Here is a 24,715-nt window from a genome sequence, read left to right as displayed (position 1 = left end):
GCTATCGCAGGCAAGCCAGCTCCCACAGTGGTTTTGCATGACCTTCGAATGCTATGGACAGCCCATGAAACGCCTGTGCCTTGCCCTGCTGCTGCTACCCTGCGCTGACCTGCTCGCCGACACCCGCGACCAGGCCCTGAAGCTCTCCGACGTGGTCATCAGCGCCAACCGCCAAGTCCAGGCGCGTAATGACAGCAGCGCCGCCAACACCGTCTTCACCCGCGCCGACATCGACCGCCTGCAACCCACCAGCGTCACCGACCTGCTCAGCCGCGTGCCGGGCGTGCAAGTTGCGCCAACCGGTGGGCGTGGCAGTTTGCCGGGGATTTTCATTCGCGGCACCAAGTCGGCGCAGAGCCTGGTGCTGGTGGACGGCCAACGCATCGCCAACACCACCTCCGGCGACAGCGGCTTGCAATACCTCAACGTCGATCAGATTGAACGGGTGGAAGTGCTGCGCGGTTCACGTTCGGTGATTTACGGCAGCGATGCGATTGGCGGGGTGATTCAGGTGTTCACCCGGCGCAATGCCGAGCAAGGCTTGCAGCCGCGCCTGAAACTTGGCTTTGGCAGCAACCAGACCTGGGAGCGCAGCTTGGGCCTGTCGGGCGGCGATGAACACACGCGGTTCAACCTGGGCGCGAGCCTGGATGAAACCGCCGGCATCAACGCGAGCCACGCGTCGTTCCCCAGTGACGGCGACCATGATGCCTACCGCAACCAGTCCATCAGCCTGAACCTCAGCCACTCGTTCAATGATGAGCTGGAGGTGGGCTTCAATCTGCTGGATAACCGTGGCAAGTCGCAGTACGACAACAGTTATGGCCGCTACGACGGCGCCACCGGGCAGAGCCTCGGCCAGAAACCCTACACCGACTACACCGTGAGCAGCGCCAGCGGCTATGTCGATGCCAAGCTCAATGACAGCTGGCAGTCGCGCCTGGAGCTGGGCCACAGTGAAAACCGCGACACCAAGCGCGATACCCTCAGCGATGATTACAGCGCATTCAACACCTACCGCGACTCGGTCAATTGGCAGAACGACCTGATCCTGGATGAGCAAAACAGCCTGATCGTCGGTGGCGACTGGTATGAAGACCGTTTCCACGGTTCCACCACCTTTACCGAGAACAGCCGCTGGAACCGGGCGGCCTTCGTGCAGCACCGCTTCCAAAGCCAATGGTTTTCCACCGAGCTGGGCCTGCGCCGTGACCAGAACCAGCAGTTCGGCGGCCAGAACAGTTGGAGCGGCACCCTGACCTTGCCGGTCAACCCCGACAATGACTTGCTCTTGAGCTACAGCGAAGGCTTTCGTGCGCCAACCTTCAACGACCTCTATTACCCCGACACGCAGTACAGCAACCCCAACCTGCAGCCCGAGACATCAAAGAGCTACGAGCTGCAATGGCGCAGCCAACTGACCGACAGCACACGCCTGGAAGCCTCGCTGTATCGCACCGACCTGAGCGACGCGATCATCCTTGACGCCGGCAAGCCGCAAAACGTGGCGTCGGCGCGGATCAACGGCTTTGAAGCGGCGCTCAAGCAAGAACTGTTTGGCTGGCAGGGCAACCTGGGCCTGTCGCTTATCGACCCGCGTGACCGTGACAGCGGCCACACCCTGGCACGTCGCGCACGGCGAACGGTGAACCTGGATCTGGACCGGCAATTTGATCAACTCGGTCTCGGCGCCAGCTGGCAAGCGATCAGCAGCAGCTACGACGATGAAGCCAACCGCAACCGTCTGGGCGGTTATGCCTTGTTGGGGCTGCGCAGTAGTTGGGCGTTGAACCGGGAGGTGTCGTTGTCGCTGAAGGTGGATAACGCGCTGGACAAGTCTTATGCACGGGCGAAGTACAGCTACCTCGGGGAAAACCAGAATTATCGTGAAGAAGGTCGGGTGTGGATGTTCGGGGTGACGTGGACACCTGAGCTCTAAGTAGCCTGATCCGGCGTCATCGCAGGCAAGCCAGCTCCCACAATTGAAATGCATTCCCCTGTGGGAGCTGGCTTGCCTGCGATAGCGTTGTCACAGGTTCGGCGCAATCACCTGGCACAACCGCCCCACCGCCTCCAACATCTGCCCGCTGGGCCGTTCCAGGCCCTTGTCCGGCACTAACCGCACCCGAGCAGCCATCGCCGGCCATGCCGTCCAGGCCTCCCTCTGAGCCTGATCCCCCACCAGGATCACCTCGGGGTCTCGCGCCAGCACCGATTCGATATTCACCTGCGGCGCCGGCAACTTCAGGTCATCGAACACATTGCGCGCCCCGCACACGCTGAGGGCATCGCTGATGATCTGCCCACCGCCCACGGTGTACAGCGGCTGGTTCCACACTTGGTAGAACACTCGCAGCGGCTCGGCCCGCTGGTAGCGCTGGCGCAACTCGGCCAAGCGCTGGCGCAATTGTGCCGCGCGCTGGTGCCCGGCCTCGGCGCGGCCCAATTGCTCGGCAATGGCCTGCACCTGCGCGGTCAGTTGTTCAAGGCTGTGGGGTTCGGCGACGTACACCGGGATATTCAATCGTTGGAGCTGCTCGCGCTGGGCCGGGCCGACGCTGCCAGGCCAGAGCAGGATCAGGTCGGGCTTGAGGCTGAGCAGGCGCTCCATGTCCAACTGGCCGTAGTGCCCGACCGAGGTCACCTTCGCCAACGCCGCCGGGCGGTCACCACCATCAAGCATGCCGACCAGCGAGTCCTCGGCACCCAGCTCAAGCACGATTTCAGACAGTGACGGCGCCAGGCTGACAACCCGCTCGACCGGCCAGCCCTGGGCACTGAATACCAGCAGCAGCGCCAGCCAATAGCGCTTCATCCCAACTGACGCGGTATGCGATAGAGATAGAACAACACCAGCGTCGACAGCGCCAACAGAAACAGCGGCACTGCCTCCAGGCCGACGAACACCGCCAGCGCGCCAATCCAGGCCGGTAACGCTGCAACCAGCAACGCCGTGCGTCGACGCGCCGCCAGGGTGATCCAGGCTGCCGGCTCTTGAGCAGTATCAAGGGCTTTGGAGGTGGCGATCAGCGCGTGTTTGTAGGCGTGAAAATAACGCAGGCTGAGAAACATCGAGGCCACGCCGGCGATGAAGAATGGCATGGCCAAGACGGGCAACAAGGATTCAGCCCGGCCAAACAGCAGGTTGATCACGAACAACGGCAGCAATGCCAGGGCCAGGTACTGCCACCAGTTGAAGGACAGTCGCCGTTTCACCTGGCCACGGGTCACGCGCGGTCGACCTCGCCCTGGTGCTCGTTGCCCATCATGTGGTCGAGCTTGCTGGCTTTGGTGGCCAGGTAGAGTTTGTTGTGCGGGTTGTGCCCGGTGTGTAGCGGCACGCGCTCGGCCACGGTGATGCCCATCTCGGTCAAGGCTTTGACCTTGCGGGGGTTGTTGGTCATCAGGCGCAGGGATTTGACCCCCAGGTGCTCGAGCATCGGCAGGCAGATGGCGTAGTCGCGCTGGTCGGCAGCAAAGCCCAGGCGCTCGTTGGCCTCGACGGTGTCGGCGCCGCCGTCTTGCAGTTCGTAGGCGCGGATCTTGTTCAACAGGCCAATGCCGCGGCCTTCCTGACGCAAGTACAGCAACACGCCACGGCCTTCACGGGCGATGGCTTGCAGTGCAGCCTCCAGTTGCGAGCCGCAGTCACAGCGCTGGCTGAACAGCGCATCGCCGGTCAGGCACTCGGAATGCACACGCCCCAGCACCGGCGCGCCATCCGTGATGTCGCCGAGGCTGAGCACAACGTGCTCGCGCCCGGTGGCTTCTTCAAGAAAGCCGTTCATGGTGAACGTGGCAAAAGGGGTAGGCAGCTTGGAAGCGGCGACGAAAACGACGGGCACCGTGTGCTCCTGATTTCAGATTTCACAGAGGCGGGCATTGTAACAGCACGTTCCTACAGACGCTTAAGCTGAATTATCGCTGATAAAGATCAATAGGTTCGATTGGCCTTTGAGTCAGTTCTATGGGCGTCAGAACGGATACGGCTGTTTCCAGCGTTCGAAAATCGCTTTCAGCTCACCGGTCTGGATCAGGATGCCCAAACGCTGGTCATACATGGCCATCAGTGCCCTGCCGCGCGCGGTGTCGGCAAAGCCTACGTAGAGCGGCAGTTCAGCAATATGGGTGAGTTTGAACAGCGCCGGGTCTTGCGCCTGGCTGAGCACGTATTTGGCTTCGGTGAGGGCGTCGATATAAAAATCAGCACGGCCGTGTTGCAGCATTGGCAGAATGCCGCTGCGCCGCTCGATCTGGTTGAAGCGGCGCACGGTGGGCAGGTATTCCTCGTATTTATAGCCGCGCACCCAGGCCAGGCGATAGTTGCCCAAGGTCGCCAGGGTCGGTGTCGGCGCAGTGGCCAACCCGAGGGCGTAGACATGATCGGCGTCGAAGTTCCTGCGGGGGTACAACACACCGCTGGCCTCATCGCGATAGGTGCCGACACAACCATCCACCTCACCACGCTGGGCCAGACCGACCGAGCGGGTATAGGGTACGCTGCGGATGTGCACGGTGATGCCAGCCGGTTCAAAGACTTGGCGCAACAGGTCCCAGGCCAGGCCGCTGCCATCTTTGTTGGTGTAGTCGTTCCACTCCTCACTGGCCAGCACGATTTTGCCGGGCATGGGAGTGTCCGCCTGGGCCAGGGAAGCGAAGGTACACAGCACGATCAGCAGCCAGCGGCATGCAGCCATAGTCACGGCCTCTTACTCGGGATAATCGTATAAAGGGTAGCGCAGACCGCCGGCTTAGGGCGCCTGGCGAAAATGCTGGTAGCCGCGCACAGCCGGGGTGATGTCCTGGCCGTGGACGTCGAGCAGCGTTACGCCCTGCCCCGCTTCGACCCGGCCGACCACATGCACCGGCCAGCCATCCGCCTGCAACGGCGCTAACTCGGACGGTGGCAAGGTGAACGCCAGCACATAGTCGTCGCCCCCACTCAACGCCGCCACGTGAGCCTGGTCTTCACCAACAAACGCCAGCAAGGCCTCGGACAACGGCAACCGGTGGCGCTCAACCACCAGGCGCACCGCTGATGCCTTGGCGATATGCCCACAGTCGGCCAACAGCCCATCGGAGATATCCATGGCCGCTGTCGCCTTGCCCCGCAGCGCAAGCCCCAGGGCTAACTGCGGTTGCGGCGACCAGTAATGCGCCAGCAGCGGCTCGGCGATTGCTGCGTCAGCCGTGCGTTGCCCCAATACCAGCGGCAACGCGCCAGCGGCATTGCCTAACTCGCCGCCGACACACAGCAGGTCGCCCGGCTGTGCACCGCTGCGCGTCAAGGCCTGGCCAGCCGGCACGCGGCCGAACACGGTCAGGGTCAGGCTCAGCGGCCCACGGGTGGTATCGCCGCCCACCAGGCCCACGCCGCAGTTTTGCGCCATGGCATTCAAACCTTGGGCATAGCGTTGCAGCCAATCGGCTTCGACGCTCGGCGTGGTCAGGGCAAGGGTAAAGGCGAGGGGGTGGGCGCCCATGGCGGCCAGGTCGCTCACCGCCACGGCCAGCGAGCGCTGGCCGAGCAGGAACGGGTCACAGGGGTCGGCAAAATGCACGCCAGCCACCAGCGTATCGGTGGAGACTGCCAGTTGCTCCCCGGCGGGAAGCGCCAGCAAGGCGCAGTCGTCGCCGATCCCCAGGGCAATGCCTTCGCCACCTTGCGCACAGGGCGCGGCGGCGAAGTATGTGCGGATCAGCTCAAACTCACCCATTGAGGAATCAAGCGCAGATTAGCGCTTGTGTTCCTTCACTTCGGCTTCACGCAGGCGCGGGGCCAGCTTGTCGAGCACGCCGTTGACGAACTTGTGGCCGTCGGTCGAACCGTAGACTTTCGCCAGCTCGATGCCTTCGTTGATCACGACGCGGTACGGCACGTCAACGCGCTTGAGCAACTCCCAGGTAGACAGGCGCATCACGCACAGCTCAACCGGGTCGAGCTCTTCGATGGTCAGGTCCAGGCATGGCGCCAGGGCTGTGTCGATCTCGGTCAGGTTGGCGTGCACGCCGTGCAGGATGTCGTGGAAGTAGCTCTGGTCGGCGAAGGTGAAATCGTTATCGACGCGAAACTGTGCCTCGATTTCGTTCAGCGAAGCGCCCGCCAGGTGACGCTGGTACAGCGCCTGGGTCGCGAGTTGACGCGCCTTGCGGCGCTTCTCGCTCTTGGACGGTTTGCCGGCATCGGCAGGACGCGGGTCCTGAGGGTTGAACTGATCGCTTTCGTCGGAAATCACTTGGCCTCCAACTGCGACAGCAGGCTGACCATTTCCAGAGCGGACAAGGCAGCTTCAGCGCCTTTGTTACCGGCTTTGGTGCCGGAACGCTCGATGGCTTGCTCGATGGAATCAACGGTCAGTACGCCGAAAGCGACTGGCACGCCGAATTCCATGGACACCTGGGCCAGGCCCTTGGTGCATTCGCCGGCCACGTATTCGAAGTGCGGGGTGCCGCCACGAATGACCGCGCCCAGGGCGATGATCGCCGCGTATTCACCCTGCTGAGCAACTTTTTGCGCAACCAGTGGAATTTCGAAGGCGCCAGGCGCGCGGATAAGGGTGATATCGCTCTCGCTCACACCGTGGCGAACCAGGGCGTCAACCGCACCGCTTACCAGGCTCTCAACCACGAAGCTGTTGAAGCGGCCAACCACCAGGGCATAGCGGCCTTTGGGGGCGATGAAGGTACCTTCGATGGTCTTCAGGGTCATTCGACAAATCTCTTAAAGAGCCGGGACGCGAAAAGTGCGTCCCTCAGTGATGATTTAACCGCGAACAAGGGGCAAAAATCGCCGGCCTTTATTCGGAGGGCACGTATTCTACAACTTCCAGGTCGAATCCGGATATCGCATTAAATTTCATCGGTGCGCTCATCAGGCGCATTTTGCGCACACCCAGGTCGCGCAGGATCTGCGAACCGGCACCGACGATGCTGTAGGTGGTCGGTTTTTTCACCGGCACGGCGTCAGCGGTTTCGCGGATATGCGCCAGCAATACATCACCGTCCAGCGGGTGGCCGAGCAACAGCACCACACCGCTGCCAGCCTCGGAAACCGCAGCCATGGCGGCGCGCAGGCTCCAGCGACCGGGCTGCTTGACCATCAACAGGTCACGCAGTGGGTCCATGTTATGTACGCGTACCAGGGTCGGTTCTTCGGCGCAAATGTTGCCCAGGGTCAGGGCCATGTGCACGTCGCCTTCCACTGAATCACGGTAGGTCACCAAATTGAATTGGCCCAGTTCGCTGTCCAGGGGCTGCTCGGCAATCCGCTGAACGGTACGTTCGTGGATCATGCGGTAGTGAATCAGGTCGGCGATGGTGCCGATCTTGAGGTTGTGCTCGGCGGCAAAGGCTTCGAGTTCAGTACGACGGGCCATGGTGCCATCGTCGTTCATCACTTCGCAGATCACCCCGCTTGGCTCGAAACCGGCCATGCGCGCCAGGTCGCAGGCGGCTTCGGTGTGGCCGGCACGGGCCAGGGTACCGCCAGGTTGGGCCATCAGCGGGAAGATGTGGCCGGGGCTGACGATGTCTTCGGCCTTGGCGTCTTTCGCGGCGGCGGCTTGCACGGTGCGGGCGCGGTCAGCGGCGGAAATGCCGGTGGTGACGCCCGTGGTGGCTTCAATGGATACGGTGAACTTGGTGCCGAAACCCGAGCCATTGCGCGGTGCCATCAACGGCAGCTTGAGCAATTCGCAGCGTTCGCGGCTCATGGGCATGCAGATCAGCCCACGGGCGTGCTTGGCCATGAAGTTGATGTGCTCGGGCTTGCACGCTTCGGCGGCCATGATGATATCGCCTTCGTTCTCGCGATCTTCGTCATCCATGAGGATGACCATCTTGCCTTGGCGGATGTCTTCAACCAGTTCTTCGATGCTATTGAGCGCCACGCGGCACCCCCTTGGTCAGGATTTCAGGTAGCCGTTAGCGGCCAGAAAACTTTCGGTGATGTTGCCTGATGCAGGCTCTGCGGCCTTTTCGCCCAGCAACAGGCGCTCCAGGTAACGGGCAAGCAAGTCCACTTCCAGGTTCACCCGGCGACCCGGCTGGTACGAGGCCATGATGGTTTCGCTGAGGGTGTGGGGAATGATGGTCAGTTCAAATTCGGCGCCATTCACGGCGTTCACGGTCAGGCTGGTGCCGTCGACGGTGATCGAGCCTTTGTGGGCGATGTACTTGGCCAGCTCTTTGGGCGCGCGGATGCGGAATTCCACCGCGCGGGCGTTTTCGCTGCGGGCCACCACTTCGCCGACGCCGTCGACGTGGCCGCTGACCAGGTGACCGCCCAGGCGCGTGGTCGGCGTCAGGGCTTTTTCCAGGTTGACCGGGCTGCCGGCCGCAAGATCGTTCATCGCGGTGCAGTCCAGGGTTTCCCGGCTGACATCGGCAGCAAAGCCGTTGCCCGGCAGCTCGATGACGGTCAGGCACACGCCGCTGACGGCGATGCTGTCGCCCAGCTTGACGTCGCCGAGGTCCAGCTTGCCGGTTTCAACCAGCAGGCGGACATCCCCGCCTTTGGGGGTCATTGCACGGATGCTGCCGATGGATTCGATAATGCCGGTGAACATTTCGTTCTCCTGAAAACGAGGGGGCTGACGCTCAAGCGCAGGCCGGGAATTATACGCTCACTGCTGGGACGGGGATGGCAGTGACTCGCCAGTCGTCGCCCACAGCGCGCATTTCGGTGATCTTGAGTTGGGGAGCATCGGCCAACTTATCAAGCGGCCAGTCCAGCAACGGGCGGGCAGCGGAGCCGAGGAACTTGCCGGCGATGAATATCACGTATTCATCCACCAGGCCTTGTTGGGCAAACGCGCCGGCCAGGCTTGGGCCGGCTTCCACCAACACATCGTTGACGCCACGGGCAGCCAGGGCGACCAATGCCGAGCGCAGGTCAACCTGGCCTTCCACGCCCGGTACTACCAGGCACTCGGGGCCACGGGGGAACTGGTTCTCTGGGGTGACGCAGGTGATGACCAATGCCGGGCCGGCCTTGAAGAACGGTGCGTTGAGCGGCACCCGCAGGCGGCCATCGATCAGCACGCGCAACGGCGGGCGCGACATGGCCAGGGCGGTGGTTGCGTCGTCCAGGCCCAGTTCGGCGGCGCGTACGGTCAAGCGGGCACCGTCGGCCAGTACCGTGTCGGCACCGGTCAACACCACACTGGCCTCGGCACGCAAGCGTTGCACCGCAGCACGGGCGGCGGGGCCGGTGATCCATTGGCTTTCGCCGCTGGCCATCGCCGTGCGGCCGTCCAGGCTCATCGCCAGCTTGACCCGCACAAACGGCAGACCGTGCTCCATGCGCTTGAGGAAGCCGGGGTTAAGCGCCCGCGCTTCGGTTTCCAGCACACCGCTACGCACCTCGATACCGGCCTGGGCCAGGCGTTGCATGCCTCGGCCAGCCACTTCGGGGTTCGGGTCCTGCATGCCGGCCACCACCCGCGCGACGCCGGCGGTCACCAGCGCATCGGCACAGGGCGGCGTACGGCCATGATGGCTGCACGGTTCAAGGGTCACGTACACCGTCGCGCCACGGGCCTTGTCGCCAGCGGCGCGCAGGGCGTTGGGCTCGGCATGGGGCTCGCCGGTGCGCTCATGCCAGCCTTCGCCGACAATCTGCCCGTCACGCACGATCACGCAGCCAACCCGCGGGTTGGGGTGGGTGGTGTACAGGCCCTTGCGCGCCAATTCGAGGGCACGGGCCATGTAGTGGGCGTCGAGCACAGCCTGTTCAGATGTCATTGTTTGGAGGGCTCACGGGCCAGGCGGTCGATCTCTTCGCGGAATTCATTGAGGTCCTGGAAGCGTCGATACACCGAAGCGAAACGGATATAGGCGACTTCGTCGAGCTTTTGCAGCTCGCCCATCACCAGCTCACCGACCACCAGGCTCTTGACCTCGCGCTCGCCGGTCGCCCGCAGCTTGTGCTTGATATGCACCAGCGCCGCTTCCAGGCGCTCGACACTCACCGGGCGCTTTTCCAGGGCGCGCTGCATACCGGCGCGCAGTTTTTCTTCGTCGAAAGGCTGGCGGCTGCCGTCGGACTTGATCAGACGCGGCAACACCAGTTCGGCGGTTTCGAAGGTGGTGAAACGTTCACCACAGGCCAGGCATTCGCGCCGGCGACGCACTTGGTCGCCCTCGGCGACCAGACGCGAGTCGATGACCTTGGTGTCGTTGGCACCGCAGAAGGGACAGTGCATGGTTGGCAGGCAACAAAAAATGGGAGGGCCATGGTAGCGCATCCCTGTGGCAAGACAAGCCATAGCCTTTACGGTATATAGGCAGGCTTATATGTTTCATATTTTTAAGCCACGGATTTTGTCCTTTCTGGAGCCGTACATGCAGTTACGACCACTCGTTCTACTCAGCCTGTTCAGTTTTCTGGTCGCCTGCAGCAGCGAAGCCCCCAAGCCGGCCGCGCCTCAACCAACACCGGCGCAAGAGAAAAAAGTCCCGGGCATTGAAGACCTCGGCCCCCTGCCCGCCTATCAGCGCGAAATCAGCGGCAGCCTGACCAACGTGCCCGCCGGTGCCGAAGTCGAGATGGCGCTCTTGGTGATCGACGACCGTTCGCGCCCGCAGCAACTGCTCGCCAGCAGCGTACTGAGCGGCAACGGCAAGCCCTTGGCCTTCCGCCTGCGCTTCAACCCTGAAGCCTTCCCGGCCGGTGCCCGCGTGGAATTGCGCGGCCGCGCCAGCCAGTCCGGCCAGCTGATCCTGCATCTGCCTGCCGTGCGCGTCACCCAGGCGATCACCCAGAGCACCGGCCCCCTGCAACTCGTCAAGGCGCCATGACGCCACCGCTGGGCCTGCAACACGCCTTGAGCGCGTTGATTGGCGATGCGCAATTGGTGCCCTGCCCGTTGCCGGGTACCGCGTTGTCGTTGTGGTTGCTGGACGCCGACAACATGGACCGTGCCTTCAGCCAGGAAGAAACCCGGCGTATCCTGCATGAGCCGCCCTACTGGAGTTTTTGCTGGGCCAGCGGCATGGCGTTGGCGCGTTACCTGGCAGCGCATCCTGAGTGGGTCGCCGGCAAACGCGTGCTGGATTTCGGCGCAGGTTCGGGCGTAGCCGGGATCGCCGCCGTCAAGGCTGGCGCCCTGGAGGTGGTGGCCTGCGACCTGGACCCACTGGCCTTGGCCGCTTGCCGTGCGAATGCCGAACTCAACCAGGTGGCGCTGAGTTATTCGGCAGACTTTTTTGCCGAAGCCGACCGCTTCGACCTGATTCTGGTGGCCGACGTGCTCTATGACCGCGCCAACCTGCCGTTGCTGGATCAGTTCCTCACCCGTGGCCGCGAAGCGCTGGTGGCGGATTCGCGGGTACGGGATTTCCAGCATCCGGATTACCAGCGGCTGGAGATCCTCGAGGCCTTGACCCTGCCAGACCTGGCCGAGCCGTGGGAGTTTCGCAAGGTGAGCCTGTACCATTCGCGGCGTGCTTGAGGCCATCGCGGGCAAGCCGGCTCCCACAGGGGAATGCATTTCAAGGTGGGAGCTACCACGATGCTTTCAGCCAACCTCGCCAGCCCTTATAGTTGCCCCCATTCCCGCTTTATTCGAGACGCCCCATGAGTGAGCCCACGCCGTACATCTTCGACGTCACCACCGCCAACTTCGATCAGGCCGTTATCCAGAACTCCTTCGAAAAGCCCGTATTGGTCGATTTCTGGGCCGAGTGGTGCGCACCCTGCAAAGCACTGATGCCAATGCTGGCGAAGATTGCCGAGAGTTATCAGGGTGAGTTGCTGCTGGCCAAGATCGACTGCGAAGCCGAACAGGACATCGTGGCGCGTTTTGGCATTCAAAGCCTGCCGACGGTGGTGCTGTTCAAGGATGGCCAACCGGTGGACGGCTTTGCCGGTGCACAGCCGGAGTCGGCCGTGCGGGCGATGCTGGAGCCCCATGTGCAAATGCCACCGCCGGCTGCGGCGGACCCGTTGGAGCAGGCTCAGGCGCTGTTCAGCGAAGGGCGCATCAGCGAGGCCGAAGCGTTGCTGGTGCAATTGTTGGGCGAGGACAATACCAACGCCGCCGCCCTGATCCTGTATGCACGCTGCCTGGCCGAGCGCGGTGAGCTGGGTGAAGCCCAGGCCGTGCTCGACGCGGTCAAGAGCGACGACCACAAGGCTGCCCTGGCCGGGGCCAAGGCGCAAATCACCTTCCTGCGCCAGGCGGCGGATTTGCCGGACGCTGCCGAGCTGAAAAGCCGCCTGGCGCAAAACCCGCAGGATGACGAAGCGGCCTATCAGTTGGCGATCCAGCAACTGGCGCGCCAGCAATACGACGCGGCGCTGGAAGGTTTGCTCAAGTTGTTTATCCGCAATCGCAGCTACAGCGAAGGCCTGCCCCACAAGACCTTGCTGCAAGTGTTCGAATTGCTGGGCAATGATCACCCGCTGGTCACGGTGTACCGCCGCAAGTTGTTTGCCGCGTTGTATTAATCACCGATCCAACTGTACAGCGGCGTATCTCCGCCGCTGCTCACCTTTACCTTGGCGCTGTGGCGCAGGCGCACCAGCAGGCGCTTGCCCGCCCCGGCATCGCCAGCCAAGCCTTCGAGTTGATCGAGCAATTCCAGACCATTGAGTTGTCCGGCCTTGCGCAGCAAATCCTGGGCGTTCTGCCACAGGTCCTCGTTCTGTTTGACCGGAGCCGCAGTGGGCGCGCTGGGCGTTGGCGTGGCCTGCAGTTGGGCACCCAATCGCGCCCAATCGCCGTCGTCCAGCTCCAGGGTCAAGTCCACCGGCAGGTCGCCGATGGTTCCACGAATTCGCAACATCGTCCTTACTCCTGCATTTTTCTGACGGGCATGCTCCCATGCAGCTTGCGCAACACCAAGCGGGCGGTCAAACTCTCGGATCAATTGTTATAAGATCACATAACAAAACTTTCATCCTGGAGCCCTCTCATGCGCCGTTTGCTGCTTGCTTTGCCGTTTGCCCTGCTGCCACTGGCTGTCGCTCATGCCCATGAAGACCATGACCATGACCACGAGCACGGCAGCCTCGGCGCCCATGAACATGGCGTCGGGCGCCTGAATGCCGTACTGGACGGCCAGGCCCTGGAGCTGGAACTGGACAGCCCGGCCATGAACCTGGTGGGTTTCGAACATGTAGCGACCAGCGCCGCCGACAAAGCCAAGGTCGCCGCCGTGCGCAAGCAACTGGAAAATCCATCGGCACTGTTCAACCTGCCCAAGGCCGCAGGTTGCGTGGTCAGCAGCCAGGAACTCAACAGCCCGTTGTTCGGTGACAAACCAGAAGCCGAGCATGACGACGATGACCACGCCACCGACGGCAAAGGCGCCGCCGCCCACAAGCATGATCACGACCACAGTGAAATCCACGCCCATTACCAGTTCACCTGCGCCACGCCGACGGCCCTGGGCAACCTGGACTTGAGCCAAGTGTTCAAGACCTTCCCCGCCACCCAGAAAATTCAGGTACAACTGATCGGCCCGAGCGGTCAGCAAGGTGTTGACGCGACGGCCACCGCCGCCACCCTGAAGTTCTGACTTGAAAGCACAGTCCCTGTGGGAGCTGGCTTGCCTGCGATACAGGCGATGCGGTGCAGCAGGCACACCGTAGCGATGCCATCGCAGGCAAGCCAGCTCCCACAGTGGATCGGCGCCATTTTCGACTACCAGGCGACACTGACTTCCCATGACTCAAGCGTTAATCGAACTGTCCGACCTGGGCTTCAACTGGCCCGGGCACCCGCGGTTGCTGGACATCCCCGCGTTCCGCCTGGAACCCGGGGAAACCCTGTTCCTCAAGGGCCCGAGCGGCAGTGGCAAGACCACTTTGCTCGGGCTGTTGGGAGGCGTGCAGAAACCCAGCCAAGGCAGCATCCGCCTGCTCGGCCAGGAGTTGACCGAACTCTCGGCCGGCGCTCGTGACCGTTTCCGTGTGGACCACACTGGTTATATCTTCCAGCAGTTCAACTTGCTGCCGTTTCTGTCGGTACGCGAAAACGTCGAGCTGCCTTGCCACTTTTCCAAGCTGCGCGCGCAACGGGCCAAACAGCGCCACGGCAGTGTCGACCAGGCCGCCGCGGCCTTGCTAGCGCACCTGGGTTTGAAGGACCCGAGCCTGCTGGAACGCCGCGCCGATTCGCTGTCCATTGGCCAGCAACAACGGGTGGCCGCTGCCCGAGCGCTGATCGGCCAGCCAGAACTGGTGATTGCCGACGAACCCACCTCGGCCCTGGACTACGACGCCCGCGAAGCCTTCCTGCAGTTGCTGTTCGCTGAATGCCGCGAAGCGGGCGCCAGCCTGTTGTTTGTCAGCCATGACCAGAGCCTGGCGCCGCTGTTCGACCGCAACCTGTCGCTGGCCGAACTCAATCGCGCCGCCATGCCCGCAGAGGTTTGAGATGTATCTGTTCCGTCTAGCCATGGCCAGTCTGGCTAACCGCCGCTTCACCGCGATCCTCACTGCGTTTGCCATCGCGCTTTCCGTCTGCTTGCTGCTCGCGGTGGAGCGTGTGCGCGTCGAGGCGCGCAACAGTTTCGCCAGCACCATCAGCGGTACCGACCTGATCGTCGGTGCCCGCTCCGGCTCGGTCAACCTGCTGCTGTACTCGGTGTTCCGCATCGGCAACGCTACCAACAACATCCGTTGGGACAGCTACGAGCACTTCGCCGCCAGCCCTCAAGTGAAATGGGCGATTCCCATTTCCCTCGGCGACTCCCATCGCGGCTACCGGGTAATGGGCACCAACGAATCCTATTTCGAGCACTACCAGTACGGGCGTAAGCAAAATCTCGCGCTGGCCAGCGGCCGCGCCTTCGCCACCGACCCATTCGAAGTGGTGCTCGGCGCCGAAGTGGCCGACGCCCTGCATTACAAACTCGGTGACAAGCTGGTGCTGGCCCACGGCGTGGCGGTGGTCAGCCTGGTCAAGCATGACGACAAGCCGTTTACGGTGGTGGGCATTCTCAAGCGTACCGGCACGCCGGTGGACCGCACGTTGCATATCAGCCTCGGCGGCATGGAAGCGATCCATATCGACTGGCACAACGGCGTGCCGGCCCAGGGCAAAGGCCGCATCAGTGCCGACCAGGCGCGCAATATGGACCTGACGCCGCAGGCCATTACCGCGTTCATGCTCGGCCTGAACAACAAGATTTCCACCTTTGCCTTGCAACGGGAAATCAATGAATTCCGTGGCGAGCCAATGCTGGCGATCCTGCCAGGCGTGGCGTTGCAAGAACTGTGGAGCATGATGGGCACCGCCGAAAAAGCCTTGTTCGTGATCTCGCTGTTTGTGGTGCTGACCGGCTTGATCGGCATGCTCACGGCGATCCTCACCAGCCTTAACGAGCGTCGCCGCGAGATGGCGATCCTGCGGTCGGTGGGTGCGCGGCCTTGGCACATCGCAACGCTGCTGATCTTCGAAGCCTTTGCCCTGGCCTTGTCTGGCGTGTTGGCGGGCCTGGGGTTGCTGTACCTGTGCATAGCCGCATCACGGGGTTATTTGCAGGCCAACTACGGCCTGGACCTGCCGATGTCGTGGCCGAGCGAATATGAATGGACGTTGCTCGCCGGTATCCTGGCAGCCGCCCTGTTGATGGGCAGCGTGCCCGCGTGGCGCGCCTATCGACAATCTTTGGCCGATGGCCTGTCCATCCGTTTATGAGGAAGGCTCCGATGCGTCGTGCCCTGTTTGCCCTGTTGCTGCTGACGGCCGTTCCGGTGTGGGCGGATGAACAGCCCAAGGATTTGTCCTGGCAGGAGATGATCCCGCCGGATGCGCCGCCGGAAGTGCCCAATATGAAGCCGCTGCACGACCTGTCGAGCATGGCCGATGCCTTGTCCGTCGAGGCCGCGCCCGCAGCCAAGCAGGACCTGCCCAACGCGCCGGTGGTGCAGAGCCTGGACGGCCAGCACATTCGCTTGCCGGGGTATATCGTGCCGCTGGAAGTCAGCGAAGAAGGCCGCACCACGGAGTTTCTGCTGGTGCCGTATTTCGGCGCCTGTATCCATGTGCCGCCACCGCCGTCGAACCAGATCGTGCATGTGAAAAGCGAGGTGGGGGTGAAGCTCGATGAGCTGTATCAGCCGTACTGGATCGAAGGCGCGATGCAGGTCAAGCCATCGTCCAGCGAATTGGCCGATGCCGGTTACCAGATGGATGCCCAGAAGATTTATATGTACGAGCTGGAGGAATAACCCCCACCAGCAACACACTGAAGCTCCCACAGGTTTTGATCAGTGCCGAAAGTGACTGATCACCCTTTCATTGAGCTGAGTCAAAAGACCGAACGGAACGATCTTTACCATTGGACGTACAACTTTTAAACGTCCTTTGGAGCTCCCATGAACAAGTCTCTGCTCGGCGCGTCCCTCTTCGCGCTCGCCCTCGTCGCCCCCGTCGCCCACGCTCACCAGGCGGGCGATATTCTGGTTCGCGCCGGTGCAATTACCGTGAACCCGAAGGCCGACAGCAGCAGCGTCAAGGTTGACCAGGGCCCATTGGCCGGTACCAACCTGGGCGGCAAGGCGACCATGAGCAGCGACACCCAATTGGGCTTGAACTTCGCCTACATGATCACCGACCACGTCGGCATCGAATTGCTTGCGGCCACGCCGTTCGAGCATGACGTGAAGATCAAGAACACCGCCCTCGGCGCCGCCAACGGCAAGCTCGGCACGCTGAAACACCTGCCGCCGACCTTGAGCGTCGTGTACTACCCGCTGGACCACAAGTCCGCGTTCCAGCCGTATGTGGGCGCCGGTATCAACTACACCTGGATCTACGACGAGCACGTGGGCAGCCGCGCCGAACAGGCCGGCTTCAGCAACTTCAAGGCCGAGAACTCCTGGGGTTGGGCTGCACAGATCGGCGCCGACTACATGATCAACGACAAGTGGATGATCAACGCCCAGGCGCGCTACATCGACATCAGCACCAAGGCGACTGTGGATAACAACGCGCTGGGCCAGGGCACTCGGGCCAAGGTCAATGTGGATGTAGACCCGATGGTTTACATGGTGGGTATCGGCTACAAGTTCTAAGTCCCGTTTACGCCACACCGCATAACCCAAGTGGGAGGGGGGCTTATGTGGGAGCCGGGCTTGCCCGCGATGCAGACACCACGGTGTATCAGTGATACCCAGGTGATGCTATCGCAGGCAAGCCAGCTCCCACATAATTCCCCTCCCACTTTTGGTTTTGGGGTGTCAGCTATGGCGGTAGAAGCGATCCAGAAGCGCCGGCAAGCCTGCCCGCCATGCCCTGGGCTTGATGCCGAAGGTATGCAGGATTTTCTTGCAGGCCAACACCGCGTGCTGCGGTTCTTCTGCCGCGTCCGGCCGCGCCGCGTGGGCCTGGGCGGTGGGGGACTCGATGGCCAACGGATGGAAGTTGCGCGCTTCAGTCAGAATCGCCTGCCCCAGCGCCAGCGGGGTAGTCGCCTCGTGGCCGGCGTAATGGTAAGTGCCCCACAGCGGCGCGGCGCAATCGAGTTGCTTGAGCACCGAGATGATCACCCGCGCCGCATCGTCCACCGGCGTCGGATTGCCGCGCCGGTCGTCCGCCATCAGTAATTCATCGGGTTTCTCGGCCCGGGCCAGGAAACGCCCGAGGGTGCCGTCGACGCTGTCATCGAGCAGCCAGCCAAACCGCAGCAGCACATGCTGCGGGCACGTAGCGCGCACGCTTTGTTCGATACGCCACAACGCCTGGCCGCGCAGGCCCAGGGGCACCGGCTCGTCTTTCTCGCTGTAGGCCGTGGCGCGGGAGCCATCGAACACACGATAGCTGGACGGTTGCAGCAGGGTGATGCTGTGGTGCTGGCACAGTTCGGCCAGGCGCTCGATGGCGAATTCCTGGCCGGCCAGGCGGGTTTCGCTTACGGCTTCGGCCTGGAACCAGTCGAAATAGTAGGCGAGGTTGATCAACGCATCGGGACGGGTGTCGTCGAGCAATTGGGTGAGGCTTGCGGCATCCCAGCCGTCTTGGGGCGGTTTGGGGGCGAGGAAACCGATGTCTTCCTCCGCACCGAGGCGAATCAGCGCCTGCCCGAGGGCATTCCCGCCGCCCAGTAACATAAGGCGCATTCGCATAGATTGAGCAGGCCCGGTCTGTTTGGAACGATGGTTATTATCGACAGGCGTATGCGCCTTGCCGTAGGTAGTTGCCAGAATCGTTGCATTTTGCGGGTTTGTAGCGCAACCGTCACGGATAAAGTGCGGGGTTGCAACTTGGCCCCGCCGGTTGCATATAGGGTGAATGAACCTTCCCGAATCAACGGACAAGGGTTTGCACGGCTTTCACCCCGCCGTCAGCACTTGGTTCCGTAGTACCTTTCCTTCGGCGACCAACGCCCAGGCCCAGGCGTGGCCGTTGATCCGCCAGCGCCGCTCGACGCTGATCGCCGCGCCCACCGGCTCCGGCAAGACGCTGACGGCCTTCCTGGCAGTGCTAGACGACCTGGTGCACCAAGGCCTGGCCAACGGCGGCGAACTGCCGGACCAAACCCTGGTGGTGTATGTGTCGCCGCTCAAGGCGCTATCCAACGATATCCAGATCAACCTGCAAAACCCGCTGGCCGGCATTACCGAACATCTAGAGAAGCGGGGGCTGCCGCCGCTGGTAATCCGCACCGCTGTGCGCACCGGCGACACCCCGCAAAAAGACCGCGCCCAGATGCGCAAACGCGCACCGCATATCCTGGTAACCACTCCTGAATCGCTCTACGTGCTGCTCGGCTCGGATTCCGGCCGGCACATGCTCGCCAGCACACGTACGGTGATCGTCGATGAGATCCACGCCATCGCCGCTAGCAAGCGCGGCAGCCACTTGGCCTTGAGCCTGGAGCGCCTGCAAGGGCTGTGTGCCGAGCCATTGACCCGTATCGGCTTGTCGGCCACGCAAAAACCCATCGAAGCCGTCGCACGCTTTTTAGTCGGCACCGAACGTGATTGCGCCATTGTGGATATCGGCCACGCCCGCCCCCGTGACCTGGCGATCGAAGTGCCGCCGGTGCCGCTCTCGGCGGTGATGGCCAACGACGTGTGGGAGTTGGTCTACGATCGCCTCGCGCAATTGGCCCGTGAACACCGCACCACCCTGGTATTCGTCAACACCCGGCGCCTGGCCGAACGCCTGGCCCGGCACTTGAGCGAGCGCCTGGGCAAGACCGCCGTGGCCGCTCACCACGGCAGTCTGGCCAAAGAGATGCGCCTGGACGCCGAACAGCGCCTCAAGGCCGGCGAACTGCAAGTGTTGATCGCCACGGCGTCCCTGGAGCTGGGGATTGATATCGGCGAAGTGGACCTGGTGTGCCAGATCGGCTCACCCGGTTCCATCAACGGCTTACTGCAACGGGTCGGCCGTTCCGGGCACCAGGTCGGTGGCACGCCCAAGGGGCGCCTGTTTGCCACCACCCGCGACGACCTGATCGAGTGCGCCGCGCTGCTCGACTGCGTGCGCCGTGGCGAGCTGGATACCTTGCATATTCCGGTGGCACCGCTCGATGTACTGGCCCAGCAGATCATCGCCGAGGTCAGCGCCCAGGAATGGCCGGAACAAGCGCTGCTGGCGCTTATCCACCGCGCCGCGCCTTACGCCGAACTGGATGAACGCCACTACCAGGCCCTTTTGCAGATGCTCAGCGAGGGCTACAACGGCCGCCAGGGCATGCGCAGCGCCTACCTGCACCGCGACGCCGTGGCCCACACCCTGCGCGGCCGCCGTGGCGCCAGGCTCACGGCGGTAACCAGCGGCGGCACGATCCCCGACAATGCCGACTACAGCGTGTTGCTGGAGCCGCAAAGCCTGAATATCGGCAGCGTCAACGAAGACTTTGCGGTGGAAAGCATCGCCGGGGATATCTTCCAGCTCGGCAATACCTCCTATCGCATCCTACGGGTCGAAGCCGGCAAGGTGCGGGTCGAAGATGCCCAGGGCCAACCCCCGACCATTCCGTTCTGGTTGGGTGAAGCCCCCGGGCGCAGCAACGAGTTATCGGTGGCCGTGGCCCGCTTGCAAGGGCAATTGGACAGCTTGCTCGGCGCCACGCCCGGCGACCTGCAACCGGCCCTCGACTGGCTTACCGGCACCCTGGGTCTCAATGTCGCCAGCGCCGACCAACTGTTGGATTACCTCGCCCGGTCGCGCCAGGCCCTGAGCGCCTTGCCGTCCCAGGACACATTGATCATGGAACGGTTTTTCGATACGTCCGGCGGCACCCAACTGATCATCCACACGCCGTTTGGCAGCCGCATCAACCGCGCCTGGGGCCTGGCCTTGCGCAAGCGCTTTTGCCGTACCTTCAATTTCGAGCTGCAAGCGGCGGCCAGTGAAAATGCCATCGTGCTGTCGTTGTCCACCAGCCACAGCTTCGCGCTGGATGAGGTGTGGCGTTACCTCAACAGCAATAGTGCCGAGCACATTTTGATCCAGGCCGTGCTGGATGCGCCACTGTTCGGTGTGCGCTGGCGCTGGAATGCCGGCGTGGCCCTGGCGCTGCCGCGTTATACCGGCGGGCGCAAGGTGGCGCCGCAGATCCAGCGTATGAAGAGCGAAGACCTGATCGCCAGCGTATTTCCCGACCAACTCGCCTGCCTGGAAAACCTCGCCGGCGAACGCGAAATCCCCCACCACCCGCTGGTGGCGCAAACCCTCGACGACTGCCTGCACGAGGCCATGGACAGCGACGCCTGGCTGGCGCTGCTGCGGCGCATGGAACGCGGCGACGTGCGGTTGATCAGCCGCGACCTGCCCGCGCCCTCGCCCATGGCCGCAGAAATCCTCAGCGCTAAACCCTATACCTTCCTCGACGACGCCCCCCTGGAAGAGCGCCGCACCCAGGCCGTGCTCAACCGCCGCTGGAGCGACCCGCAGAGCACTGACGACTTGGGCGCCCTGGATGCCGACGCCATCGCCGGTGTACGCGAAGAAGCCTGGCCGGCGCCCAATGGCCTGGATGAAATGCATGAAGCGTTGATGAGCCTGGCGTGCATCGCAGCGGGCGAAGTTACGCCGCAATGGGCCCAATGGTTGCAGGCCTTGCGCAAGGCCGGGCGGGCCTATCAGTTGCCCAACGGAATGTGGAGCGCCGTAGAGCGCTTGAATTGTTTGCAGGCGCTGTATCCCAACGATCTGCCGTTGCTGCCGGGGTTCGATGAGCCCTGGTCCTTTGATGACGCGCTGGTGGAAGTGCTGCGTGCGCGCCTCAGTGGTTTCGGCCCACTGACCCTGGTCGAGATCGCAGCGCCCCTGGCATTACCGGTGGTGGCGCTTACCCAGGCCCTGGCACGCCTGGAACAAGAAGGCTACGTGCTGCGCGGTCACTTCAGCCCCGGCGTGGGTGAAGAACAATGGTGCGAACGTCATTTGCTGGCGCGCATTCATCGCTACACGGTCAAGCGCCTGCGCCGGGAAATCGAGCCGGTGGCATTGCAGGATTTCATGCGCTTTCTGTTCGATTGGCAGCACCTGTCCGACAGCACACGCGGCCAGGGCAGCGCCGTGTTGCCGCAAATCGTCGGCCAGTTCGAAGGCTATGCCGCCGCCACGTCAGCCTGGGACACAGACCTGCTCAGCGCCCGCATCAAGGATTACTCATCGACCTGGCTCGATGACCTGTGCCGCAGCGGCAAGCTGGTCTGGACGCGCCTGAGCAACAAGGCCGGCGCCATGGCGTTGCGCAGCACCCCGGTGGTTTTGCTCCCCCGTAGCCAGGTAGCGTTGTGGAGCGGGCTGACCGAGCCTACCGACAGCGCCACCTTGTCGCCCAAGACGCAGAAGGTCCACCTGGCCCTGCGCGAACATGGCGCGCTGTTTTTCGATGAACTGGTACACGAGGCCCATTTGCTGCGCAGCGAGCTGGAGGCAGCCTTGCAGGAATTGGTAGGCGCCGGCTTGGTGAATGCTGACAGCTTCGCCGGCCTGCGCGCCTTGACCACCCCCGCCAGCAAACGCCAGGCGCGCAGCAGTCGACGTGGGCGCGGGGCGTTTGTCGGCGGTATGGACGACGCCGGGCGTTGGGCCTTGGTTCGCCGCTCGGCGACCGCCGCCGGCGCGCATACGGCCGAGACCTTGGAGCATGTGGCGATGACCCTGCTGCGCCGCTATGGCGTGGTGTTCTGGCGGCTGCTGGAGCGCGAGGCGGATTGGTTACCGAATTGGCGCGAGTTGCTGCGCACTTTCCATCGGTTGGAGGCGCGAGGCGAGATCCGTGGCGGGCGGTTTGTCAGTGGGTTGGCGGGAGAGCAGTTTGCATTGCCGGAAGCGATACCGTTGCTGCGCGAGGTGCGGCGACGACCCCATGATGGCAGTTTAATCGCGGTGTGTGGGGCGGATCCGTTGAATCTTGTCGGCACGCTGTTGCCGGGAGCGAAGGTACCAGCGGTAAGCGGTAACCGGGTTGTGTACCGTGATGGGGTGCCGGCGGCGGTGATGGTAGGGGGCAAGCAGCAGGTTTTGTTGGAGGTGGATCAGCAGGCGGTGCAGCAGAAGTTGATCAGGCGCTGACCTTGAGGGCCTCATGATTGAGACCTGGGCTGCTCCGTCAACACCACCGCATCCTGCTCATGCTCCTGCGCCACACGCTTAGGCAACAACACCTGCTGTGGATAAGTTTGCGCAAAATGCACCTCATCACAGTTATCCACAAGCTTTTTCAAGCGCTGATTAAACGCCCGGCTGACTGCGTATTGGCCACCCGAAACCGTGCGGAACTGCGCGGTGAGCACCACGCCATTGAGGTCCATCTTGTCCACGCCAAATACTTCAAGCGGCCCTTGCAGGTTGTACTTGAGGAACACGTCGTCGCGGATCGACTGGCCGGCCTCGCGGATCAGCTCCACGGCCCTGTCCACGTCGGTGTCGTAAGTGAACTGCACTGAGAAGAACGCGTAGGCGAATTGACGCGACTGGTTGGTGACCGCCTTGATCTGCCCGAACGGCACCGAATGCACAAACCCCTTGCCGTCACGCAGGCGCAGGGTGCGGATGGTCAGGCCCTCCACGGTGCCGGCGTGACCAGAGTCGAGCACCACCCAATCGCCGATGGACAGGGTGTCTTCGATGATGATGAACAGGCCAGTAATCACGTCCTGCACCAGTTGCTGGGAACCGAAACCGATCGCCAGTCCCACCACCCCGGCGCCCGCCAGCAACGGCGCGACATTGATGCCCAGGTTGGCCATGGTGGTAATCGCGCAGATCACCACCAGGATGATCTTCACTGCATTGCGCAGCAGCGGCAGGATGGTTTTGACCCGGGTGCTGGGCTGGCGACTGGAGCGTTTATTCACCGGTGGTTTGAGGGCTTCCTGAATCGCAGTGTCGAGCACCACCCAGAACAGCCAGGTCACCAACAGGATCAGGCCGATACTGCTGAGGGAATCACTGATGGCCCGGCCCACCGAGTTGCGCTGGGCGAATTCGAACAGCGAAACGCCCCAGATACGCCCGAGTATCTCGATAAACGTGATGGCCATGACGATACGCAAAATCGCGTGCAGCAAACTCAGAAAGCGTTCCTTGTAGGCGCTGCTGCGTTGGATCGATACCTGGCTGCGGGACTTGAACAGGTGTTGCAGCACGGTGCTGAGAAACACCGTGCCGATCAGTAACAAGGTGGTGAGCAACGCGCAGCGCAGGGCCTCTTGGTTGTCGTCACCGGCACCAATCAGGTTGACCGCCGACACCAGCACCATCAACAGAATCGGCCAGTACCAGAGCCCGGAAAACACCCGCAGCGACTGTTGCAATGCTGGATGTTTGAGGCGCTGGGCCAGTGGCCGGTTGCGGATCAAATGGGCCACCGGCCGACGCAGGCGTACCACCAGTACGCCAAAGATGACCGCGGCAAACAGGCCGGTAAACACGGCGATGCTGCTGGTGATATTGCCGCCCAACTGACGAGCGATTTGCGGGCTGGTCAGTGCATCACTGAGGGCCGCGAGAAAGCCGATCAGGAATAGAGGCTTGGGGCAATAGTCACGAATGATCCGCACGGCAGGCCGCTTGTGGCCGACGTTGAACATGACAATGACGCACAGCAACAGCGAGGTGGAAAAGATGCCACTACTGGTGGCGTAGGCAAAACACAGTGCCAGGGCTCGGCCGACAGACGTGGGTAAAAAGTGACTGACATAAAGGGTCAGCGGCAGGCAGATCAGCGCTGGAATCGTGTAGGGAACTACATAGCCCAGCAAGCCTTGCAGCCGTTGGCGCCGCGCGAGGAATGGGCGGCGGCTCGAGCGTTGCACAACCAGGCGCCCAAGTATCGTCAAGACCGCAAAGGCACCGACCCACACCCCAGACAACAGCAGGAAATCGCCCGCCACGCTCCACGGCGAGCGTGCGGCTGTCTGGTCTACCAGGCGCCCTACTTCGTCCGCGGCGCGATCAGCACGCAGGCGCCAGGCGTCGATGAGGTTCTGGTCGAGGTCGAGCTTGTTCTGCACGTCGTCGATGCTGGAGCTGATGGCCCCGAGCAGCCCGCCTTCTACCAGCAGTTCCGGCTTGGCCGGCGTTTCGGCAGCGGGCGCCGTTGCCGCGGCTTGCAGGGCGCCATTGCCGCAGAGCAGCAGCGCGACGAGCAGTAATGCAGTCTTTGGATTCAGCAAAACAGCAAGCTCCTTCAGCAGGGTCTGTAAGGAACTGACGAGCTTGGGCCCTTATCGTTCCCTGCGTTTGCAATGCCCCTCCCACATTTCCCCCCCTGTACCGCCTGTAGGAATGTG

The 24,715-nt window shown here is 62.8% G+C and carries 24 protein-coding genes; 10 read left to right on the top strand and 14 right to left on the bottom strand.

Annotation, left to right across the window (positions count from 1 at the left end; all coding sequences use genetic code 11):
- Positions 1 to 64 precede the first annotated feature (64 nt).
- A complete protein-coding gene (locus tag BMH52_RS13265; RefSeq protein ID WP_073843907.1) occupies positions 65 to 1,939 on the top strand; it encodes a TonB-dependent receptor domain-containing protein in 1,875 nt (624 codons plus the stop codon).
- 90 nt (positions 1,940 to 2,029) lie between these two features.
- On the opposite strand, the gene BMH52_RS13260 is transcribed toward BMH52_RS13265, so the two are convergent.
- The 11 genes from BMH52_RS13260 to nrdR all read right to left on the bottom strand — a co-directional run bounded on the left by BMH52_RS13260 (position 2,030) and on the right by nrdR (position 10,205).
- The gene (locus tag BMH52_RS13260) at positions 2,030 to 2,815 is read right to left on the bottom strand and encodes a cobalamin-binding protein (RefSeq protein ID WP_073843905.1); all 786 of its coding nucleotides are present in this window, start codon (positions 2,813 to 2,815) and stop codon (positions 2,030 to 2,032) included.
- Complete coding sequence (locus BMH52_RS13255) at positions 2,812 to 3,231, bottom strand: hypothetical protein (protein ID WP_014720123.1); 420 nt, start codon at positions 3,229 to 3,231, stop codon at positions 2,812 to 2,814. Before BMH52_RS13255 ends, BMH52_RS13260 begins: the two co-directional genes overlap by 4 nt.
- Positions 3,228 to 3,845 carry a GTP cyclohydrolase II gene (gene ribA, locus BMH52_RS13250; RefSeq protein ID WP_005791841.1) on the bottom strand — a complete coding sequence of 206 codons (618 nt, stop codon included), beginning with the start codon at positions 3,843 to 3,845 and terminating at the stop codon, positions 3,228 to 3,230. The genes BMH52_RS13255 and ribA overlap by 4 nt, the downstream gene beginning before the upstream one ends.
- Positions 3,846 to 3,974: 129 nt before the next feature.
- Positions 3,975 to 4,697, bottom strand: coding sequence for an ABC transporter substrate-binding protein (locus tag BMH52_RS13245; protein ID WP_014720124.1), 723 nt, complete (start codon positions 4,695 to 4,697; stop codon positions 3,975 to 3,977).
- Between the two features lie 54 nt (positions 4,698 to 4,751).
- A complete protein-coding gene (gene thiL / locus BMH52_RS13240; protein ID WP_019818852.1) occupies positions 4,752 to 5,717 on the bottom strand; it encodes a thiamine-phosphate kinase in 966 nt (321 codons plus the stop codon).
- A gap of 18 nt (positions 5,718 to 5,735) precedes the next feature.
- Positions 5,736 to 6,236 carry a transcription antitermination factor NusB gene (gene nusB / locus BMH52_RS13235; RefSeq protein ID WP_014720126.1) on the bottom strand — a complete coding sequence of 167 codons (501 nt, stop codon included), beginning with the start codon at positions 6,234 to 6,236 and terminating at the stop codon, positions 5,736 to 5,738.
- Positions 6,233 to 6,709: a 6,7-dimethyl-8-ribityllumazine synthase gene (ribE, locus tag BMH52_RS13230; protein WP_003194576.1), complete on the bottom strand. Its 477-nt coding sequence runs from the start codon at positions 6,707 to 6,709 to the stop codon at positions 6,233 to 6,235. The genes nusB and ribE overlap by 4 nt, the downstream gene beginning before the upstream one ends.
- A gap of 88 nt (positions 6,710 to 6,797) precedes the next feature.
- Positions 6,798 to 7,889, bottom strand: a complete 1,092-nt coding sequence (ribBA, locus tag BMH52_RS13225) for a bifunctional 3,4-dihydroxy-2-butanone-4-phosphate synthase/GTP cyclohydrolase II (protein WP_003194579.1) — start codon at positions 7,887 to 7,889, stop codon at positions 6,798 to 6,800.
- A 15-nt stretch (positions 7,890 to 7,904) separates the two neighbouring features.
- Positions 7,905 to 8,567, bottom strand: a complete 663-nt coding sequence (locus tag BMH52_RS13220; protein ID WP_014720128.1) for a riboflavin synthase — start codon at positions 8,565 to 8,567, stop codon at positions 7,905 to 7,907.
- A gap of 49 nt (positions 8,568 to 8,616) precedes the next feature.
- Positions 8,617 to 9,744 carry a bifunctional diaminohydroxyphosphoribosylaminopyrimidine deaminase/5-amino-6-(5-phosphoribosylamino)uracil reductase RibD gene (ribD, locus tag BMH52_RS13215; RefSeq protein WP_019818853.1) on the bottom strand — a complete coding sequence of 376 codons (1,128 nt, stop codon included), beginning with the start codon at positions 9,742 to 9,744 and terminating at the stop codon, positions 8,617 to 8,619.
- Positions 9,741 to 10,205 carry a transcriptional regulator NrdR gene (nrdR, locus tag BMH52_RS13210; RefSeq protein ID WP_019818855.1) on the bottom strand — a complete coding sequence of 155 codons (465 nt, stop codon included), beginning with the start codon at positions 10,203 to 10,205 and terminating at the stop codon, positions 9,741 to 9,743. The genes ribD and nrdR overlap by 4 nt, the downstream gene beginning before the upstream one ends.
- 139 nt (positions 10,206 to 10,344) lie before the next feature.
- On the opposite strand from nrdR, the gene BMH52_RS13205 reads away from it, so the two are divergent.
- The 3 genes from BMH52_RS13205 (at position 10,345) to trxA (ending at position 12,451) form a co-directional block, all read left to right on the top strand.
- Positions 10,345 to 10,800, top strand: coding sequence for a YbaY family lipoprotein (locus tag BMH52_RS13205; protein WP_003194586.1), 456 nt, complete (start codon positions 10,345 to 10,347; stop codon positions 10,798 to 10,800).
- Complete coding sequence (locus BMH52_RS13200) at positions 10,797 to 11,453, top strand: methyltransferase (protein WP_019818857.1); 657 nt, start codon at positions 10,797 to 10,799, stop codon at positions 11,451 to 11,453. The genes BMH52_RS13205 and BMH52_RS13200 overlap by 4 nt, the downstream gene beginning before the upstream one ends.
- A gap of 125 nt (positions 11,454 to 11,578) precedes the next feature.
- A complete protein-coding gene (gene trxA, locus BMH52_RS13195; protein ID WP_019818859.1) occupies positions 11,579 to 12,451 on the top strand; it encodes a thioredoxin in 873 nt (290 codons plus the stop codon).
- Here the strand turns inward: trxA and BMH52_RS13190 are convergent.
- Positions 12,448 to 12,789, bottom strand: a complete 342-nt coding sequence (locus BMH52_RS13190; protein WP_003194591.1) for a hypothetical protein — start codon at positions 12,787 to 12,789, stop codon at positions 12,448 to 12,450. The genes trxA and BMH52_RS13190 overlap by 4 nt on opposite strands.
- 129 nt (positions 12,790 to 12,918) lie before the next feature.
- On the opposite strand from BMH52_RS13190, the gene BMH52_RS13185 reads away from it, so the two are divergent.
- The 5 genes from BMH52_RS13185 (at position 12,919) to BMH52_RS13165 (ending at position 17,029) form a co-directional block, all read left to right on the top strand.
- A complete protein-coding gene (locus BMH52_RS13185) occupies positions 12,919 to 13,524 on the top strand; it encodes a DUF2796 domain-containing protein (protein ID WP_072435453.1) in 606 nt (201 codons plus the stop codon).
- 148 nt (positions 13,525 to 13,672) lie between these two features.
- Positions 13,673 to 14,383: an ABC transporter ATP-binding protein gene (locus BMH52_RS13180; protein WP_014720133.1), complete on the top strand. Its 711-nt coding sequence runs from the start codon at positions 13,673 to 13,675 to the stop codon at positions 14,381 to 14,383.
- Between the two features lies 1 nt (position 14,384).
- Positions 14,385 to 15,650 (top strand): ABC transporter permease, encoded by a 1,266-nt coding sequence (locus BMH52_RS13175; protein WP_014720134.1) that lies wholly within the window; start codon positions 14,385 to 14,387, stop codon positions 15,648 to 15,650.
- Between the two features lie 11 nt (positions 15,651 to 15,661).
- Complete coding sequence (locus BMH52_RS13170) at positions 15,662 to 16,183, top strand: DUF3299 domain-containing protein (protein ID WP_073843903.1); 522 nt, start codon at positions 15,662 to 15,664, stop codon at positions 16,181 to 16,183.
- Positions 16,184 to 16,330: 147 nt separating this feature from the next.
- A complete protein-coding gene (locus tag BMH52_RS13165) occupies positions 16,331 to 17,029 on the top strand; it encodes an OmpW family protein (protein WP_014720136.1) in 699 nt (232 codons plus the stop codon).
- Between the two features lie 165 nt (positions 17,030 to 17,194).
- On the opposite strand, the gene BMH52_RS13160 is transcribed toward BMH52_RS13165, so the two are convergent.
- Positions 17,195 to 18,079 (bottom strand): sugar nucleotide-binding protein, encoded by an 885-nt coding sequence (locus tag BMH52_RS13160; protein ID WP_072435451.1) that lies wholly within the window; start codon positions 18,077 to 18,079, stop codon positions 17,195 to 17,197.
- Positions 18,080 to 18,245: 166 nt separating this feature from the next.
- Between BMH52_RS13160 and BMH52_RS13155 the strand changes: the two genes are divergently transcribed.
- Entirely contained in the window at positions 18,246 to 22,493 is a 4,248-nt protein-coding gene (locus BMH52_RS13155) for a DEAD/DEAH box helicase (RefSeq protein ID WP_073843901.1), read from the top strand.
- 11 nt (positions 22,494 to 22,504) lie between these two features.
- Here BMH52_RS13155 and BMH52_RS13150 read toward each other — a convergent pair whose 3' ends face one another.
- Positions 22,505 to 24,598 (bottom strand): mechanosensitive ion channel family protein, encoded by a 2,094-nt coding sequence (locus BMH52_RS13150; RefSeq protein WP_073843899.1) that lies wholly within the window; start codon positions 24,596 to 24,598, stop codon positions 22,505 to 22,507.
- Between the last annotated feature and the right edge of the window lie 117 nt (positions 24,599 to 24,715).

The sequence above is a fragment of the Pseudomonas sp. BTN1 genome (genome assembly GCF_001907715.1).
Taxonomy (GTDB): domain Bacteria; phylum Pseudomonadota; class Gammaproteobacteria; order Pseudomonadales; family Pseudomonadaceae; genus Aquipseudomonas; species Aquipseudomonas paracarnis.
Note: the sequence above shows the minus strand (reverse complement) of the source record. Positions and strands in the feature narration are given on the sequence as shown.

Bases quoted from the DNA above. Each gene is read 5' to 3' on its own strand.
- thiL (WP_019818852.1), bottom strand. From the start codon at position 5,717: ATGGGTGAGTTTGAGCTGATCCGCACATACTTCGCCGCCGCGCCCTGT.
- BMH52_RS13160 (WP_072435451.1), bottom strand. From the start codon at position 18,079: ATGCGAATGCGCCTTATGTTACTGGGCGGCGGGAATGCCCTCGGGCAG.
- BMH52_RS13245 (WP_014720124.1), bottom strand. From the start codon at position 4,697: ATGGCTGCATGCCGCTGGCTGCTGATCGTGCTGTGTACCTTCGCTTCC.
- BMH52_RS13185 (WP_072435453.1), top strand. From the start codon at position 12,919: ATGCGCCGTTTGCTGCTTGCTTTGCCGTTTGCCCTGCTGCCACTGGCT.
- BMH52_RS13205 (WP_003194586.1), top strand. From the start codon at position 10,345: ATGCAGTTACGACCACTCGTTCTACTCAGCCTGTTCAGTTTTCTGGTC.
- BMH52_RS13220 (WP_014720128.1), bottom strand. From the start codon at position 8,567: ATGTTCACCGGCATTATCGAATCCATCGGCAGCATCCGTGCAATGACC.
- trxA (WP_019818859.1), top strand. From the start codon at position 11,579: ATGAGTGAGCCCACGCCGTACATCTTCGACGTCACCACCGCCAACTTC.
- ribE (WP_003194576.1), bottom strand. From the start codon at position 6,709: ATGACCCTGAAGACCATCGAAGGTACCTTCATCGCCCCCAAAGGCCGC.
- BMH52_RS13155 (WP_073843901.1), top strand. From the start codon at position 18,246: ATGAACCTTCCCGAATCAACGGACAAGGGTTTGCACGGCTTTCACCCC.
- BMH52_RS13175 (WP_014720134.1), top strand. From the start codon at position 14,385: ATGTATCTGTTCCGTCTAGCCATGGCCAGTCTGGCTAACCGCCGCTTC.
- BMH52_RS13200 (WP_019818857.1), top strand. From the start codon at position 10,797: ATGACGCCACCGCTGGGCCTGCAACACGCCTTGAGCGCGTTGATTGGC.
- BMH52_RS13260 (WP_073843905.1), bottom strand. From the start codon at position 2,815: ATGAAGCGCTATTGGCTGGCGCTGCTGCTGGTATTCAGTGCCCAGGGC.
- nrdR (WP_019818855.1), bottom strand. From the start codon at position 10,205: ATGCACTGTCCCTTCTGCGGTGCCAACGACACCAAGGTCATCGACTCG.
- BMH52_RS13170 (WP_073843903.1), top strand. From the start codon at position 15,662: ATGCGTCGTGCCCTGTTTGCCCTGTTGCTGCTGACGGCCGTTCCGGTG.
- BMH52_RS13190 (WP_003194591.1), bottom strand. From the start codon at position 12,789: ATGTTGCGAATTCGTGGAACCATCGGCGACCTGCCGGTGGACTTGACC.
- BMH52_RS13180 (WP_014720133.1), top strand. From the start codon at position 13,673: ATGACTCAAGCGTTAATCGAACTGTCCGACCTGGGCTTCAACTGGCCC.
- BMH52_RS13265 (WP_073843907.1), top strand. From the start codon at position 65: ATGAAACGCCTGTGCCTTGCCCTGCTGCTGCTACCCTGCGCTGACCTG.
- ribD (WP_019818853.1), bottom strand. From the start codon at position 9,744: ATGACATCTGAACAGGCTGTGCTCGACGCCCACTACATGGCCCGTGCC.
- BMH52_RS13165 (WP_014720136.1), top strand. From the start codon at position 16,331: ATGAACAAGTCTCTGCTCGGCGCGTCCCTCTTCGCGCTCGCCCTCGTC.